This window comes from Thiothrix unzii (genome assembly GCF_017901175.1).
GTDB lineage: Bacteria > Pseudomonadota > Gammaproteobacteria > Thiotrichales > Thiotrichaceae > Thiothrix > Thiothrix unzii.
Window position 1 is genome coordinate 610,279 of record NZ_CP072793.1, and the last position, 15,554, is coordinate 625,832.

Below are 15,554 nucleotides of genomic sequence, written 5' to 3' on the forward strand. Positions count from 1 at the left end.
CTCCCCCGTTGGTGTGATGCCAGCGGGGAAGTGATGATGGATTTTAAAAACGGTGGTTGAAACTCAGCATAACACCGTTGCCTTCCCAACGATCACCACTGCGGTAAGAATCGCCGTGGCGTGCTTCCAAACGAATATCAGCATTGCTATTTACTTTGAATTTTGCCCCGACGGTGGCAGAAAATGCTGAAATACTGCCATTACTACCTGCTTCTTTGCTGCGCCCTTTACTGAGACTGCCGGTGAGGCTGACGTTCTTTGAGATCGGCGTGTCGCCGTACACTTTCACACCAGCATAACGGTAATTTTTCGGCGACCAATAAGCGGCTTCGGTACGGTCGTGGTCTAAGTGCCAAGCTTCTACACCCGCCCACAAACGCGGGTCTTGTGCCGGAGTCACGCCGTAAAAACCACTGACATACGCATCGCGGCTGTGATTGCCATCGCTGTAACGTTTGTGTTGTAAACGCCCAGAAACATTGGTGCGTTTGGTGGGGCGTGCAAATGCTTCTACCGAGGTGGCTTGGGTACGAATTACTTTATTGCCACTGTCTACTGCAATTTCTTCACGAAACAGGGCATCGCCTTGGTGTTGCAAAGCAAAACTGACGTTATGACGTGCCTGCCATTCTGCCCGCACTTTGTGGGTTGGAATGGTTTCTGATCGGCCTTGTGGTTTATTGAGTTTGACCGCGCCGAGTTGCCCTTCAAGGGTGACTTGCGGGGATATTTGATGGCGGATTTTACCGTTGACTTCTTGCCCACTGTAACGTGCGTTTTTGTGGTGTATCCGGTGAGATGCACCGCTAACCGCGTATTGCGTGGTACTAGTGGCTTGCCGTTGATAGGTCATTTTAACGGTATTGCGCTGGTAAGGATTGGTGTTGCTGTAATGATCAAAGTCACCGGCAATTTCTTCCCAACTATCCGCATTAGCCAAGACATCGTGGCTGATACCCAGTAGTAATAGACTAGCAGGGACGGTGTATAACGTTGTTTTCATGCGGATTCCTTAAGGCTGGGAAGTCTGTTTGTTGGACGATTCTGTTGAAAGCGAATAGCTTGCAAATACGGTTTGATACGATTGAGGTGAATACCCGCATTCGCCGCGCGTTTAAGAGCGTGTTCGGCGGCTTGATAGTGGTGTTGGTGTAAATTCACCTGTGCGGTTAGCCAGTGGGCTTGCGCTAAATTGGGATTGAGTTGCGCTGCAAAGTTCGCGTGCAGGCGTACCTTTTGCAGGGTTTCGGTTTGTTGAAAGCTATCGAGGCGGCGCGACTCAAAAATTTGCCAATGCAATTGCGCCAGCGCGAGGTGTAAGTTCGGGTTACGCATTTGCTGATTTTTCAATTGCTCGGTGAGCGTTTTTAGTTGCTGCATTTGTCGTTGTTCCTGCTTGGATGACAGAGCTTGCGCCAGCAACCGTGCACTTTCGGTTGAGCTGTGGAGCGCGTCATCCAACAAAGCTTTGGCAGGTTTATTGGGTAAATGTTGGGTTGTGCCGAGTAAATCCAGATAATCGTCGGTCGTCAAAGCACTCAAACGTTGGCTGAGTCTGTCGGGTGAAAACGATGTACTGGGGTTCGCGGTTAACTCAATGTAACTATCCGCCCGCGTGGTGTCTTGCGAGATACGGACAGACGGTCGAAACCAGGTGTTGTTTTGTAAAAACACCCACGCGAGTAACCAGCCAATAACGGGCAAAAACAATAACAGGCATAACCACGCCCAATAAGTGCGGCGACTAGCACGGGTTAGGCGCACTAAATGGTACGTACCTGCCATGAGTAATGTCAGATGCCCCAACCAACCTAATAATGCTAAATAAGGTCGGTGTGTTTGCAGCCCTGCGATTAAACACAAGGCATCAATTAGGGCAAAACTAAGCAACAGCCAATGCATAACGTGGTTGCCTCAAGGTGTCTAAATAGCCAGTTAATTCTTGGCGGTGTTGATAGCGGTAAAAATATTGGTGGTGAAACACAACCCCCGCCTGCGCAAAGCTTTTATTAAAATGGGAGTGGAAGTCGTTTTCCAGTTTGTATTTTAAAATACAGAATGATTCACCATTGAGCATAGGCAATAGTAAAATCATCACGGTATTATTATCACGTTCTAGTTTCCAATGATGGTTGCTACCCCGGATGTTGCTGGTGAAATAGCGAATGTATTGGTCTTTTAACGGGGAGGCTTCAATGTCTAACCCCACCAATAAGGTTGATTTGTGGTGGCAGGCAACTAAACACAGGGCAACGTGCACTTCAGTTTCGGTGCGATGCCAATGCGTTAAGTTTTCTGCATTGATCGTTGGATAAGTAATTGCTGAATATTGCCCAGGATTATCTTCTAAACAGGTGGCTAACCACGAGCATAACGTGGCGAGTAAATTCAAATTGCTGGGTTCAAAGGCTTGAAACTGAATTTGTTGTACCGCCAATAGCAGGCAGGTTTTCCCCGCAGGATTGCTAATCGGAAACACCGCCAACAATGATGTGCCTAGGCTTTGGTAATCGACTGCGAGTGTGGAATCACGCTTAATGCTGACAGGGCGTTGGGTCTTTAAGGCTTGTTGCAGCAATTCGTCGTGTACATTGAGTGCTTGCATCGTGCCGACTTGTGCTAACGGTTGTGGGTAGGGCGTGCCGTTGTCATTCACTGCGTAAAAGGCGGCAACTTCCAGCCAGTCGTAAGTGGCTAAAATCTCGATCATTTTTTTCGCCAAAGCAGGCAGTCGCAGGTGTGGAGCTTGGTTGGTAACGCTTTCTTCCAATAATTTGAGGGATTTCCACAATGATTGGTTGGCTCCCAAGGCTTCAACTTCCAGTTGCGAATGGGAAACTTGCAGTAAATGCAATTGCTGGGCAGTATGATTGGCAGTATTGGTGAGACGATCCGTTTCTTGTTTTGCGGCTAAATAGGCATTACGCCAGCGTCCAGAGAGTTCACCTGTGGCAACAGTTAATAATAAGCCACCTGCCCATAATTCTAACCAACTTTGTTCGTTAGGCAGTTCCATCACATTTAAATAAATGCGTGAAAGCACGGCTAATAATAAACAGCTATATACACCATAACGTGAGCCAAAACTGAGCGCGGTTAATATGCCCGGAATAATTAACCAAGGAAATGCACTTTCTAAAAAGAACGGATCCGGCATTCCTAGCATCCAGCCTAATAGCGGGAGTAGATTGAAAAATAACGCGATGGTTATTTTATGTGACCAATGTGGGTCTGATGGGTTAAGTGTCGCAAGTGTAGTATTGATGTTCATACTCAATGGCCTTATTTTTTTGTTGAGAATCCGTGATCAAGCGTTGTTACGTCGTTTATTTAATTCTGTGAGAATACTGCGTTGGTAGCGGTTAGCTGTTTTATACAAACCTTTGCCACCTTGTCGGGCGAGACGCAGTGCTTGTTGGTGTTTTTCGGCTCGCCAGAGCACCTGAATACGCATCAGGGTGGTTTGCTGGCTGACTCCAAAACGTGTTTCTATTTGCTGCCATGTTGCTAGTGCTTGGGTGTACTGCTTACGGCTTTCTTGCCACAGTGCAACGTGTTGCCATAGCTTGCGGTCATCACTGTGCGCCAAAACCCACGTCCATAAGGTGCTGGCTAGTGCATGTTGTTGCTGTTTTTCAGCTAAGTACGCCACTTGCAAGCAGTGTGGCAGGGTTAAATGTGTGGCACGTTTATTGTCTAACAGCGGCTTTAGTGCCAACGCTGCTTTGTGGGGTTGTTTGGCTGCCACCCACAAGTCAATGCTGCGGTATTGCAGCGATAGGCGTTCCGCTTCATCGTTGCTAAGGTTGTGTGCTTTGGTTAAGGCATTCGCCGCAAGGTGGTAAGCACCTACTGTCTGGCTCCAGTGTGCCGCTTTTTCGTGCCATGTTTGCGCAGATTCTGGATCAACGTTGGCTAATTGTTGGTAAATGGTGCTGGCTAACGCAGGCTTACCAAGTTTCAGGCTCAAATGCGCCAAGCGTTGTAAGTCGCTGCTGGTTTCAGGTAAATGATCGACCAATGTGTATAAATAATTGGTGGCTTCGGTGTTGCGTCCTGCTTTGATGGCGGACTCTAACCAGTGATACGTGTAAACATTCAGTTTAGTGGGGCTAAGGTCGTGCACCCGTTGCCAGTAATCGGCAGCGGTGTCCCATAATCCGGCATTGTCAGCAGTGGTTGCCGTCAGGATTAGCCATTGCTGGGTTTGGGAAGGATCTTGTTGGGCTAATTGTGCGTAATGCTGAATCGCTTGCGCTGGCAAGCCAAAATCGAGCGAATACTTTGCTAAATGGGTGCGTGTAATCGTGTTCCATTGCGGGTAGGTCGCAAGCACTTTGAGTTGCGTTTGCACTGCTTGTTTATTACGGGTGCTGTTGTCAGCGTAGTAGGCATCCAAGCGGTTAAGCAGGTGCAGTTTCTCGGTTTGTTGGGTAAGTTGAGGGTTGAGGCCGCCGGGTAACTTGGTTAACAAATTTTCTGAAGCTTCCCAAGCGTGTTGCGCAGAAAGGCTGGTGGCAAGTTGCAATAACGGTACGGGTTCAACGTTGGGGGCGACTAAGGTGCGGGCATAAGCCGTTTGCAACGGATTGCTTAACGCTGTTTTCAGGTGTTGCGCATCCGCCGTTTTTAAAACGGTTTCGCTGTCGGGATACAGGGTGTGCAATACGCCACCGCCCACACCGAGAGCGAGGAGTAAGTGCAAAGGTGTCAGTAAACGTTCCTTGTTTGACATGGTTATTTCCTTTTGCCGGACGTGCTATCCGGTAAGCTGGCAGATGGCAGCAAGGCTTGGAATAACATACCTGCGCGATGCTGTTGTAGTAACCAGTTTTGGTAGGCTTTGCTTTGGGTTTCAAAGGGTAAAAAGCTTAAGATTCCGGCATAACGTCCTGTGAGTGCCTGAATGGGTAAGCCTGTTTGAATATCGTGGCGGTGCAGTTTGTAACCGTGTTTGCTTAAAGCTGCTTCAACCGCTGCATAGGGCAGTGGCGGTATCTGGCTTTCTTGCACACTATCGTAGGCCAGCAGGAAAGTCTTCGGCGCGGTGGGTTTCATGCCAACACCCACAATGTCGAGGCTGGCAACGCTAATCCAGGGTACGAAGCCGTGCTTTTCAATGCGTTTCGCTAGTTTTTCAGCCGCATCGCGCTCCTCTGGTGGCAGGTAGTCCAGCACGATAATTTCCAGCTTGAACTCTTTTTGAAGGGCTTGCAGTTTTTGCAATAACCATTCGGTATCGGCTGCTTTACTGGGGTGAAAACGTTGATGCGCATTGTCCCACGCGGCGTACAGCGATTCCGCCAATACCGCATCCAGCAACGGCGCGATGTGCGGCATGACTTCAAAGCCGCGATTCGCCACCAATTTTAGCTGCGGGTATTGGGTGCGAATTTCGTTAAGTGTTTGGGTTAGTGCTTCAGCTTGTTGATTGCGTGCCTCATCAGTGGTTGCAATCAATTGAAAGCTATCGAGTGTGTCTAAAAACAACCCGTCGTACCCTTGTTTCGCCAAGGGCGCGACCAGTTCTTCAATAATGAAATGCCTCCATTCGGGATTAGTGAGATCCATAATTTCACTATCCCAAACGCGGTTCTTACCCAAGATCCACGCCGGTTTGACGGATTTGTACCATTTACGGCTCGGAGCGATTTCGCCAATGCTAAGGTAGGCTAAAACACTTGCGCCACCTTGATGCAAAGCGGTTAACTCCTCCGGCTTTACGTTGTCCGCCTCCACAATCACCCGTTGGTATTGACTCAACAATTCCACGGGTAAATTGGGGGCGTAAAACAGCGCGGTACTGTGCTGCTTAATCGTCTCAGCCTGTACGGAGTTCATTAAACACCCCAGTAGCAAAATCCATGTCAAACAGACGTTTTTCATTGTACCGATCTCAGTTACATGTAACGTTAAGAGTAGCTTCATTGGTTTTGAGATTAGGGAAGTCGAGTATTACCGTGTTGATGTTAGCTTTTGGGTCTGGGTTCGGGGATATTGCCTTAGCTCCTGCCACTGTAATTTTGTTGAGTTTGGTAGTGCATGACAGTGCAATTTCTGCTCGACCTTGACCTTCAAATTTGAATTTCAAGTTATTAATACCCGTGGAGCTGGTGCTCAATAAATTAGCCCGCATCGGCAGTTTGGTAACATGCGTTCTTTTGGCTGGCGTTGCTCCCAATTGAATGGTGTAAGTACCACCAGTTTTTGCGGGGAAAACTTTCTCGGTATTGTAGGCATACCAGTTAGTCACAGAGGCAATCGGGCTGTTGGTTTTCAGTGCATAGCGTCCCGCATCACTGGACGTTAAAGTGACACTCACACTGGTCGCGTTGGGTTGAGTAAAGTTCAGGATGGCGGTACGGAATGTGGCGATGCGTTTGCTTAAATCTGCACCTGTTACAAATTCAGTTTTAGCATCGAAAGCCTTTTTAATGAGACTGGTAAACATATCGACGGTGTAATTAATAGGTGTGCCATCTTTTTTACGATAGCCACCATAAGGGGGGGTAGTTTGAGTGACACCGATAGTCGGACCATAATCATGCCAAGGCCAATGTATTACTGCTTGATTAGCGTGATTGGTTAATGCGTTAAATTCATTATTCCAAATCACTTTAGTTTCATCTGGGGTTTTTTCTAGGAATTCAATATTGGTAAAATCAAACGTCATATTGGGGCTAAGGTAAACTTTGGTGTCAGCAGGTGTTAAATACCCCATTGCATTAGCAAAGCCTGCTCCACGACCGGAATAACCACCGCTTAAGTAAGAAACATGCTTAAGCATTTCATTCGCAGCAGGCAGATTATCCGGCGCACCGGGGACTGCACCACCCACATTGGTTAAACCCCATTGGGTGATTTGTTGTAAACGTGTTCTTGAATCTGCAAATTCGTATTGAATTTGTGCTGGCGTTAACACATTAGTATCAACAGGGTGGGTGTAAGAGTGCGTGCCAATTTCACTACCCAATGTTAGATAATCTTTGTACAACGTAACGTAACTATTATAGTTAGTTGCGGTTGTCCAATTATCTTCGCCACTACCAATATTCAGGTAGTAAGAGCCGACGAAGTTATAAGTTGTTTTCCAGTTATTGATGATGGTGTACAAAGGACTTTCAACAGTGCTGTACTCCTCTGGATACATACTCATATCCATATCATTACGCGCTGCGAACAGTGATTGTTCACGTCCTAACTGCAAGGCGACTGGGGCTTTATTGCCGTAAACACTCCATTGCATCGCCGCCCATAATAAGTTGGAATCACCCATGAACTGGATCGTGGAAAAATGTACATGCCGCGCTCCGCTCGCATTAGTGGCGGCGAGTACCGCGCTGGCAGTGCTAACGCCACCCATAATCTGATTGACGACTGGTGTGATGGTGTAACCGGTGGTTCCGGCACTGGCGAAATAATCGGTATACGCAGTTGGGTAGTTTAAAATTTCTTCAGCAGCGGTATAGCCATTTTGCAGCATCGGATGCGTGGTGCTGGCTGCTTTTAATACCACGGAAGTGGGTGCAGTTGTGCCGCCACTGCGAGTCACGCCGAGTATACTAGCCATGCGGCTATAGGAATTACCTGCCAAGGCATTGCCATTTTCATCGTTGGTCATAAAGTTGCCGGAGACAATCAGGCCAGTTTTGTATTGAGTGCTGGCAACCAATAAATTCTGACTGATCACTTCCACATCAGCGGCTTTGACATTGGCAAAATACGGAAAAACCAGTGCATCGTATTGAGCGATTTTAGTGATATTTTTAAGATCATCTTCAGTCAGTAAATCAAACGGAATACCCGCTTGTGCCGCTTGCATTTGAGCCGCCATAAATAACTGAGAATACGATTTTAATGCCCAAAAACGATTGGCACTGGTTGCAGAATAAACGATGCCAATGCGCTTGCTGGTGCGGGTAATAGTAGTGGTGCGTGCCAGTAAATATTCGCCGTTAGAGTAATAGGTCGGCAGGAAAATACTGTCATTCACATCAAAAAAGAGTTTTATTCCACTAGTGCTGGGAGCCGCCATACCAGTGCTGTTGGCTTGTAACAGCGCATCCGTGAGGTGAATTTCCAATGTATAACCTGTGGTGGCATTGCCGCCACTAATGTAGGACGCGACAGGGAATTTACCGATTAGTGTTTGAGTGTTGTTGGGGTAACGATACCAGTCTAATGTGCCATCACTGGCAACGTTAAAGCTGAATTCTTCACCGCCTGCGAAGCCCCAAATTTTGTAGCCGGTGGTGGCTTGCCCGTCACTATTAAGCCAAATCGTGGTATTGGTGCTAATTGGGGTTGGCGCAACACCTGCGCTGGGAGCTACTGATTTCAGTAGTAATTTATACGTGCTGTTTTCGTAACGTCCGTAAATCTCAAAACCAGCCTGTTGCATAGTTGTAGTCGTGTCTAAACGATTGGCGGTTGTCCATGCTGTGTTGCTGACTAAACTACCCGCTGCATTGGCGGAAAGGGGTAAGAATGTGGCAATTAATAACCACCACAGCAATAAAGGCCATCCTTTATAAGCTGTTTTTAATTTGCTATCCATAATTTAAATAATCCTCAGTCCATACTCAACAGAAATACAAATGTTGGTTCAAAGCATAGATTTCAGCGTTGCATCATGAAGGTTAAATATTCCAGGCGGTTCAGTTTTGCAGATAAAGCCGCTATTCCGGCTGCGGTGGCTAATAACAGTGCTAAAGCAAAACCATAGCCATAAAAAGTTGCCCCCAGCCATAAGCTGAGTAAGGTCAATAGGGCGTTTGCCAGCGTTAATAACAAACACATCCACAGGGCTTGGCGTAATAAGTTGAAGTAAAAACTGATACTTAGGGTGGTCAGAAATAGCACCTGTAGCAGCGTCGCAAACAGATCAATGCGGTACAAATGCACAAATAACGGCGATAGATTTAGCCAGGCCAGAATGTCGTCGGCTAACCAAAAAAACAGCAATACACATAAGCTTTGCACGAAAAATATGCCTTTAAAGGCATCACGAATGCTTTTCACCATGTCTTGACGGTAAATTTGAATCTCGCTCAGTGTGCCTTGCCCGTTAACTGCCGAATAATAGCGTTGATAAGTTTCAACAAAATCAGTTTCAACTTTTATTAAAAAGACTGCCATGCCGGGAATAATCGAAAGATAAGCTAGAAAAAAAGGCGTATCGTAAATAATGGATGCACGCAATACGCCATTCACGGTATCGGATGTGGTGGGGTCAAACCAAAAAATCCATTTATCAATCCACACGCCTAAATTAAATAACACGCCAGTAATAATCAGGCTGGGATGAATCCAACGACGCTGCATAAAGTCAAAACGTGGAGTCGCCTCGCCTTGGTATTCACGCATGACTAACACTAACAACGTCAGCAGCAGCGTACTATGCCCCGCCAATACCGCTAATAAACCACCCAGCGTACCGCCCGTGCGTAATAGCCATGCCAGCAATAATAACAGGGCGTAACTGATGAAAAACAACAGCAATACCGCTTGGTATTGCTTCAACCCGGAAACAAACACCACGGTTAACCACAAATTGCACAACACCACGAAATTAACCAGCATCAGCAGTGCGTAAACTGGGTCGTGCCTAAACCACAGTAGTGCAATCGTGCTGCCAATCACGCCCGCAATCACGCTCATAATGGTTAACGCACCTAATAAATTGGGCAATACCCACTCAGCCTTGCCTTCGTAAACCCGATCCGCCATAAAGCGCACAAACAACAGTTGCAGCACACCGCTCAAGACCAACGATGTCGCAATGAGGTAAGTGACGGATGACATAAATTCCGCACTTTGATCCACCCCGCTGCGGCTTAATCCCAAGGCACTCGCGAGTAAAATGCCCAAAATGGACAATACCCACGGGCCAGAGCCGATAATGCCGGAATAGGTGTACGCTTGAGCTACGCCCAACCAACCTTTACCCGCCATCATTTTTTTTAGTTCAAAGCCGATGCCCGCCATGTTCCAGCGTCCTTTGGTACAAGTTATCGTAGTGATTTAAAAATGCCGATTGGGTGTAAAATGCTTCGACCCGTGCAATCGCGGCAGCTTGTGCGGCTCGCCATGCGTTGGGATTGCTTAACAAATGCACTAGGGCAGTCGCCATTGCATCGGGTGAAGCGATGGGAACGACTTCGCCGGATTTCCCCAAGGCTCGATCTGCATCCGTTACACCTTCCACCATTTCGCGGCAGGCTCCGACATCGGTGACAACCACCGGAACACCAGCGGCGTAGGCTTCCAATACGGATAATGGCTGGCCTTCGCTGATAGAACTCAGTACCACAATGCCCAAATGCGGCAACATCGCCGCAACGGACTGAAATCCGCAAAATTTTACGGTGGTTTGCAGCCCCAAACTTGCGGTTAATTGATGGCATTCGGCAGCGTAAGCGGGGTCTTCATCTTCACCGCCAATAATCCAGGCTTGCAGGTTAGGGATCTGGCGTTGTGCTAAGGCTGTTGCCCGCAAGTAAGTTTTAATGTCTTTAATCGGAACTACGCGCCCAATTAGCCCGATTACCTGCGGAATGGTTGCTGCACGCTGTTGGCGAGTGGTGGCAAGCTGGCGAATATCGACCCCATTGGGAATAATGCGGCAACGATTGGGATTTGCCCCGTATTGGATTTGCGTTTGACGATTAGCCGCGAACAAGGTCACGATTTCAGAGCTGGCGGCGTAAGTGAGTCGCCCCAATCCTTCAAAAAATCTGCCCCACATACGCCGGATGTAGCTGGTCGGGGCGTGTAAACCCATTGAAAACTGCGGAGTAGGGTCACGAATCCAATCGGCTTGGTACAAGTCAATATAACGCTCTTTGGTGTAAATCCCGTGTTCGGTGAGCAACAGTTTACGCTGGCGCAATACGCTCAGGAAAAACCCCAACACCCCGGCGTAACCGGTGGAAATGGTGTGATACACCGTGGCAGATGGTGCGGTTTGGGCAATTTCTAACAGTTTAAACAGCGGGGTATGCATGGAGCGTACCGTCCAGAAGTACTCATTAAACGGTAAATCCGGCGCGTTGGCCTGATATTCGCGGGTAATACGCTCCCATGCCTGTTCGCTGTAGAAAAACGCTTCCGCTCCATCTTTCAGCGATGCCTGCAATTGCTCAATAAACGGTGCATAAGCGGCTAAACCGTGTTGTTGCCCGCCGTGTTTGAGCTGGGTGTGCAGATGATCCAAGGCTTCAAACCACGTCGGATTGCCCGCTTGCGGCGAAGGTTTGGCGAGGTTTAACGGTTCCGCCAAATAATGCGCCTCAAAATGGCAGACATTGGCAGGGAATTGATAATGCATGTCCGGGTAGTTTTCGCGAGTTGCACCAATGAACACCAAGGCAAAACGGTATTGCGGTAAGCCTTGAATCAGTTGATGCACCCAGGTCGAAACGCCACCCCGAATATAGGGGTACGTGCCTTCCAGCAACAGGCAAATATCAGCCTGCTGATGTCGTGAAAGTCGCGGAAACTCAGGTGCAGACATAAGCATTTAGCCGTTAGTTAAAGGTTGAAAGATGCTAATGCCTAATGATTCAAAACAAACGGTATAGGGTGTTAATGCGCGGTGCATTAACGGTAGGGATGCTCGCCCTAACGGTCTGCGGGTGGTGTATTCGGTTTTCGTGTGCCGCTCTCCCTTGCATTTTGCGCAAATGACCTCATGTTGTCGGCAATTCATCACTTTACGAAGGATCAAAGTCAATGGCTGATTCCCCTTACATTGTCGAAGCGAACCCGCAGAATTTTCAGCAATTGCTGGATGCCTCTTTCCAAGTTCCGATTTTGGTCGACTTTTGGGCTGATTGGTGTCAGCCGTGTAAAACCTTGATGCCATTGCTTGCGAAATTGGCGGTGGAATACCAAGGTGGTTTTATCTTGGCGAAAGTTAACAGCGATGAACATCAGCAGTTAGCCGCACAGTTTGGAGTGCGTAGTTTGCCGACGGTGAAAGTGCTTAAAGGCGGTACGGTGGTTGACGAATTCATGGGCGCGTTGCCGGAAGCTGAATTACGCAAATTTATCAATAAACACCGGGTGCGTCGCACTGAAAGTTATCGTCAACAAGCCTTGGGTTTGTACGAAAGTGGTGATATTCCCGCAGCGATTAACCTGATGCAGCAAGTGGTGCAACACGAGCCGGATTTCTACGAAGCGGTGGTCGAGTTGGCAGGTATGTTGATTCAGCAAGGTCAGGCCGATGAAGCGGAAACCCTGTTGATGGCAGTTCCGCCCGATGCGATTGACAACCAAGTGGTCAGTCAATTATTGGCAGAAGTGAAAAAAGCCAGGTTGCAAGCGCAAGTGGTTGGCATTGATACCAGTGCATTGGAACAACGCTTGGCGGAAAATCCTGACGATTTAGCGACGATGCTGGAACTGGCAAAATTGCGCGTTGCAATGGATGAGTTTGAAGCAGGTTTAGAGCTGTACTTCAGTGTTCATAAAAAAGACAGTCAGTTCCAAGACGGCGCGGGCAAAAAAGGTATGTTCAGCACGTTTGAAATCATGGGCGCGGGCAACCCGTTGGTGAAGCGGTATCGTAACAAGTTGTTTGCGTTATTGTACTAACGCTCGCGTATTTTCAGGTTCGTTTCAGATTACCTCTTTAGAGTGATTAGTGTGACTTTTACGTGGGTCACAATAAATTAAAATGAATTCAAAGAGGTATTCCCCATGAAAGTTAAGCAAACCCTATTGCTTGGATTAATGACGTTCGCCTGCGCTGCGACGTTAGTGTCACCCGCTGCTGTTGCCAAAGGTAACGGCGGCGGTGCAAGCCAGCTTACGGCGGATGAAGGCAAAGCCTTGCAGTTTATGCGCGAAGAGGAAAAGTTAGCGCGTGATGTCTACACGACACTGGGCAATCAATGGAAACTGCCTGTTTTCAGCAATATCGCCAATGCCGAACAGCAACACACAGATCGGATTAAATCCCTGTTAACAACTTACCGTTTAGCCGATCCGGTGGTGAATGATGCTGTGGGTGTGTTCAAAGAACCTGCCTTGAATACGCTTTACACGCAACTAATCGCACGCGGTCAAACCTCCTTAGCCGAAGCACTTCAAGTGGGGGCGTTGGTTGAGGAAACCGACATTAGCGATTTGCAAAAAGCTATTAGCGGTACGCGCCAAGCCGATATTGCGCAGGTGTACGGCAATTTAATGCGCGGCTCACGTAATCATTTGCGGGCATTTGCCAAACAGATTGAAAATCAAGGTGTGACTTATCAGGCACAAGCCTTACCGCAGGCAGAAGTTGATGCGATTATCAACAGCCCCACCGAGCGTGGTGGTCAAGGCGGCGGGCAAGGTCACGGTAATGGCGGAGGCAACGGTCAGGGTCAAGGCCGCCGGATGCAGTGAGTCATTGTGGTCAATAATGCAATGATGAGCAAAAGTGAGGTGGACTGATGCGTTTGTTACTGGTGGAAGATGACGTAGCGTTAGCAGCGAATGTGCATACCGGTTTGAAACGCGCTGGTTTTGCGGTGGATATTGCCACTAATGGCGTAGATGCGGAGTTCATGGGTAATGAAGAACCGTATGATGCGGTGATTCTTGATCTTGGTTTGCCGCAGCGTAATGGTTTAGAAGTGTTACGTCATTGGCGGCAAGGCGGTAATTTGGTTCCGGTGATTATTTTGACAGCGCGGGATGCATGGCATGAGCGGGTCGATGGTTTTAAAGCCGGAGCCGACGATTACCTTGGGAAGCCGTTTCACTTTGAGGAATTATTGGTACGAGTTCAGGCATTGATTCGGCGTAACCTTCAGGTATCCGCCCTTAATCAGCAATTGCACTGTTGTGGATTGCAGTTGGATGAAGAGCAGCAGCAAGTAACCACGCCAGAGGGTGAAGTGTTTACCTTGACGGGGACGGAGTTTCGTTTACTGCGCTATTTTATGCTGCATCCGGGGCGAATTTTGACCAAGGCACGTTTGACAGAACACGTTTACGATCAAGATTTTGACCGCGATAGCAATCTGATTGAGGTGTATGTGCGGCATTTGCGCCGTAAATTAGGTGATTGGCGTATTCTTACTCGGCGCGGACAGGGGTATATTTTTGTTGATCCTGATAAACCGGAGTCGAATATATGAAGTCCTTAGAACGTCAGTTGCAGGTTAATCTTGCGATTACCTTGATTGCGGTGATGGCATTGATTTGGTTGGCGGGAATGTTATTGCCACGTACCCTGCCTGAAGGCCAGTTTGCGGCTAATACTGAACACTATCCGTTGCCTGCGAATCAACGTCCACAGCGTTTTAAGTGGTTGTTCCCGTTTTTGGCTGCGGGTGGGATTGTGTTGATTTTGGGGGTGCAAAGTCTGGTTATTCGGCGCACATTTCGCCGTCTTGATGTGATCCGTGCCGAACTTCAGCAGTTAGAAGCCGGGAAAATCCATAAGTTAACCGATACCGTTCCCACTGAAATATACCCTATCGTTAAAGAATTGAATCACTTGTTGAGTCTGATGCAGGAACGCTTGGAACGTTCGCGTCATGCCCTGGGAAATCTGGCTCATGCATTTAAAAGTCCGCTGAATTTACTGGTGCAATACCTTGATGAATTACCCTCCAGTGAAACCAGTCAGCACGCCAAATTACAAGCCGAACGCATCCGCCAATTGACGGAACGCGAACTCAAACGGGCGCGGATGGCAGGAGTCGGAAATACCACGCAACGCTTTGATCCCCATGAGGAATTACCCATTCTGGTGGCTATTTTAACCAAAGTTCATCACAAATCGCCCCGCTGTATCCACTTGGAAATTGCACCTGAAATTACCCGCTTTGGTGATCGTGAAGACATGTTAGAGCTGATCGGTAACTTGCTCGACAATGCGTGCACATGGGCGCGGGAGCAGGTGTTTTGCAGCATTGACTGGCACGAACAACATATTTTGATTGTGGTAGAAGACGATGGGCAAGGTTGCAGTGACGCTGCTTTGCAACAAATGACGCAACGTGGGATTCGCTTGGATGAATCTGTGGAAGGGCATGGATTGGGGTTGTCGATTTGTAAGGATATTGCTAAATTATACGGCGGTACTTTGCTTTTCACCCACGCCAAGCGTGGCGGGGTGAGGGTGGAAGTGGTGTTGCCGCAGCGTTAAGGGTGGTTGCCTTGATGGTAGCTCAAGCGCACTTTCTCTCCGTTCGCCAAGGGTTGTTTGAGGGCGATGCTGAATCGTGATGGGCGATTAGTGTGGCGCATACGGATTGCACTGGAATGTTCGACCCAGCCTTGTTCACGAATTGAGCCATTAGCGTCGATAATGGCGTAGTCCACGTGTCCGGTGCGCACTGGCTCATGCCCTGTACGGTGTAATTGCCCTTTGATTGTCGTGCCTGATTCCATTCTCAAGGAACGAAAGGCGACGGATATACCGTTAGCTTGAGTGATGAAGGTTGTATCAATAGGTTGCGGCGTGCCGGGATGCGTTGTGCAAGCACTTAATAACGTTAGTAGGATGCTGGTAGTAACTAGAAATCGCTTGTACATATACGTTCTCCAAAAAT

At 48.1% G+C, this 15,554-nt stretch carries 13 protein-coding genes; 4 read left to right on the forward strand and 9 right to left on the reverse strand.

What is annotated here, in order from left to right; genetic code table 11:
• Positions 1-43: 43 nt before the first annotated feature.
• The 8 genes from J9260_RS03300 to pelF all read right to left on the reverse strand — a co-directional run bounded on the left by J9260_RS03300 (position 44) and on the right by pelF (position 11,515).
• Positions 44-1,003 carry a porin family protein gene (locus J9260_RS03300; protein ID WP_210219634.1) on the reverse strand — a complete coding sequence of 320 codons (960 nt, stop codon included), beginning with the start codon at positions 1,001-1,003 and terminating at the stop codon, positions 44-46.
• Positions 1,000-1,902, reverse strand: a complete 903-nt coding sequence (locus J9260_RS03305) for a tetratricopeptide repeat protein (protein WP_210219635.1) — start codon at positions 1,900-1,902, stop codon at positions 1,000-1,002. The genes J9260_RS03300 and J9260_RS03305 overlap by 4 nt, the downstream gene beginning before the upstream one ends.
• Entirely contained in the window at positions 1,883-3,157 is a 1,275-nt protein-coding gene (locus J9260_RS03310) for a hypothetical protein (protein ID WP_210219636.1), read from the reverse strand. The genes J9260_RS03305 and J9260_RS03310 overlap by 20 nt, the downstream gene beginning before the upstream one ends.
• Positions 3,158-3,307: 150 nt before the next feature.
• On the reverse strand, positions 3,308-4,735 hold the full coding sequence (locus J9260_RS03315; protein WP_210219637.1) for a tetratricopeptide repeat protein: 1,428 nt from the start codon (positions 4,733-4,735) through the stop codon (positions 3,308-3,310).
• A 2-nt stretch (positions 4,736-4,737) separates the two neighbouring features.
• Positions 4,738-5,841 (reverse strand): glycoside hydrolase family 191 protein, encoded by a 1,104-nt coding sequence (locus J9260_RS03320; RefSeq protein ID WP_210219638.1) that lies wholly within the window; start codon positions 5,839-5,841, stop codon positions 4,738-4,740.
• Between the two features lie 55 nt (positions 5,842-5,896).
• Positions 5,897-8,557 (reverse strand): polysaccharide deacetylase family protein, encoded by a 2,661-nt coding sequence (locus J9260_RS03325; RefSeq protein ID WP_210219639.1) that lies wholly within the window; start codon positions 8,555-8,557, stop codon positions 5,897-5,899.
• 62 nt (positions 8,558-8,619) lie between these two features.
• On the reverse strand, positions 8,620-9,987 hold the full coding sequence (gene pelG / locus J9260_RS03330) for an exopolysaccharide Pel transporter PelG (protein WP_210219640.1): 1,368 nt from the start codon (positions 9,985-9,987) through the stop codon (positions 8,620-8,622).
• A complete protein-coding gene (gene pelF, locus J9260_RS03335) occupies positions 9,968-11,515 on the reverse strand; it encodes a GT4 family glycosyltransferase PelF (protein WP_210219641.1) in 1,548 nt (515 codons plus the stop codon). The genes pelG and pelF overlap by 20 nt, the downstream gene beginning before the upstream one ends.
• Before the next feature lie 218 nt (positions 11,516-11,733).
• On the opposite strand from pelF, the gene J9260_RS03340 reads away from it, so the two are divergent.
• The 4 genes from J9260_RS03340 (at position 11,734) to J9260_RS03355 (ending at position 15,148) form a co-directional block, all read left to right on the forward strand.
• A complete protein-coding gene (locus J9260_RS03340) occupies positions 11,734-12,600 on the forward strand; it encodes a thioredoxin family protein (RefSeq protein ID WP_210219642.1) in 867 nt (288 codons plus the stop codon).
• Between the two features lie 105 nt (positions 12,601-12,705).
• Positions 12,706-13,395, forward strand: coding sequence for a DUF2202 domain-containing protein (locus tag J9260_RS03345; protein WP_210219643.1), 690 nt, complete (start codon positions 12,706-12,708; stop codon positions 13,393-13,395).
• A 47-nt stretch (positions 13,396-13,442) separates the two neighbouring features.
• Positions 13,443-14,132 (forward strand): response regulator transcription factor, encoded by a 690-nt coding sequence (locus J9260_RS03350; RefSeq protein WP_210219644.1) that lies wholly within the window; start codon positions 13,443-13,445, stop codon positions 14,130-14,132.
• A complete protein-coding gene (locus tag J9260_RS03355) occupies positions 14,129-15,148 on the forward strand; it encodes a sensor histidine kinase (RefSeq protein ID WP_210219645.1) in 1,020 nt (339 codons plus the stop codon). The genes J9260_RS03350 and J9260_RS03355 overlap by 4 nt, the downstream gene beginning before the upstream one ends.
• Here the strand turns inward: J9260_RS03355 and J9260_RS03360 are convergent.
• Positions 15,145-15,537, reverse strand: a complete 393-nt coding sequence (locus J9260_RS03360) for a hypothetical protein (protein ID WP_210219646.1) — start codon at positions 15,535-15,537, stop codon at positions 15,145-15,147. The genes J9260_RS03355 and J9260_RS03360 overlap by 4 nt on opposite strands.
• Positions 15,538-15,554: the final 17 nt, after the last annotated feature.

Bases quoted from the DNA above. Each gene is read 5' to 3' on its own strand.
- pelF (WP_210219641.1), bottom strand. From the start codon at position 11,515: ATGTCTGCACCTGAGTTTCCGCGACTTTCACGACATCAGCAGGCTGAT.
- J9260_RS03305 (WP_210219635.1), bottom strand. From the start codon at position 1,902: ATGCATTGGCTGTTGCTTAGTTTTGCCCTAATTGATGCCTTGTGTTTA.
- J9260_RS03345 (WP_210219643.1), top strand. From the start codon at position 12,706: ATGAAAGTTAAGCAAACCCTATTGCTTGGATTAATGACGTTCGCCTGC.
- J9260_RS03355 (WP_210219645.1), top strand. From the start codon at position 14,129: ATGAAGTCCTTAGAACGTCAGTTGCAGGTTAATCTTGCGATTACCTTG.
- J9260_RS03320 (WP_210219638.1), bottom strand. From the start codon at position 5,841: ATGAACTCCGTACAGGCTGAGACGATTAAGCAGCACAGTACCGCGCTG.
- J9260_RS03340 (WP_210219642.1), top strand. From the start codon at position 11,734: ATGGCTGATTCCCCTTACATTGTCGAAGCGAACCCGCAGAATTTTCAG.
- J9260_RS03300 (WP_210219634.1), bottom strand. From the start codon at position 1,003: ATGAAAACAACGTTATACACCGTCCCTGCTAGTCTATTACTACTGGGT.
- pelG (WP_210219640.1), bottom strand. From the start codon at position 9,987: ATGGCGGGCATCGGCTTTGAACTAAAAAAAATGATGGCGGGTAAAGGT.
- J9260_RS03350 (WP_210219644.1), top strand. From the start codon at position 13,443: ATGCGTTTGTTACTGGTGGAAGATGACGTAGCGTTAGCAGCGAATGTG.
- J9260_RS03325 (WP_210219639.1), bottom strand. From the start codon at position 8,557: ATGGATAGCAAATTAAAAACAGCTTATAAAGGATGGCCTTTATTGCTG.
- J9260_RS03310 (WP_210219636.1), bottom strand. From the start codon at position 3,157: ATGCCGGATCCGTTCTTTTTAGAAAGTGCATTTCCTTGGTTAATTATT.
- J9260_RS03315 (WP_210219637.1), bottom strand. From the start codon at position 4,735: ATGTCAAACAAGGAACGTTTACTGACACCTTTGCACTTACTCCTCGCT.
- J9260_RS03360 (WP_210219646.1), bottom strand. From the start codon at position 15,537: ATGTACAAGCGATTTCTAGTTACTACCAGCATCCTACTAACGTTATTA.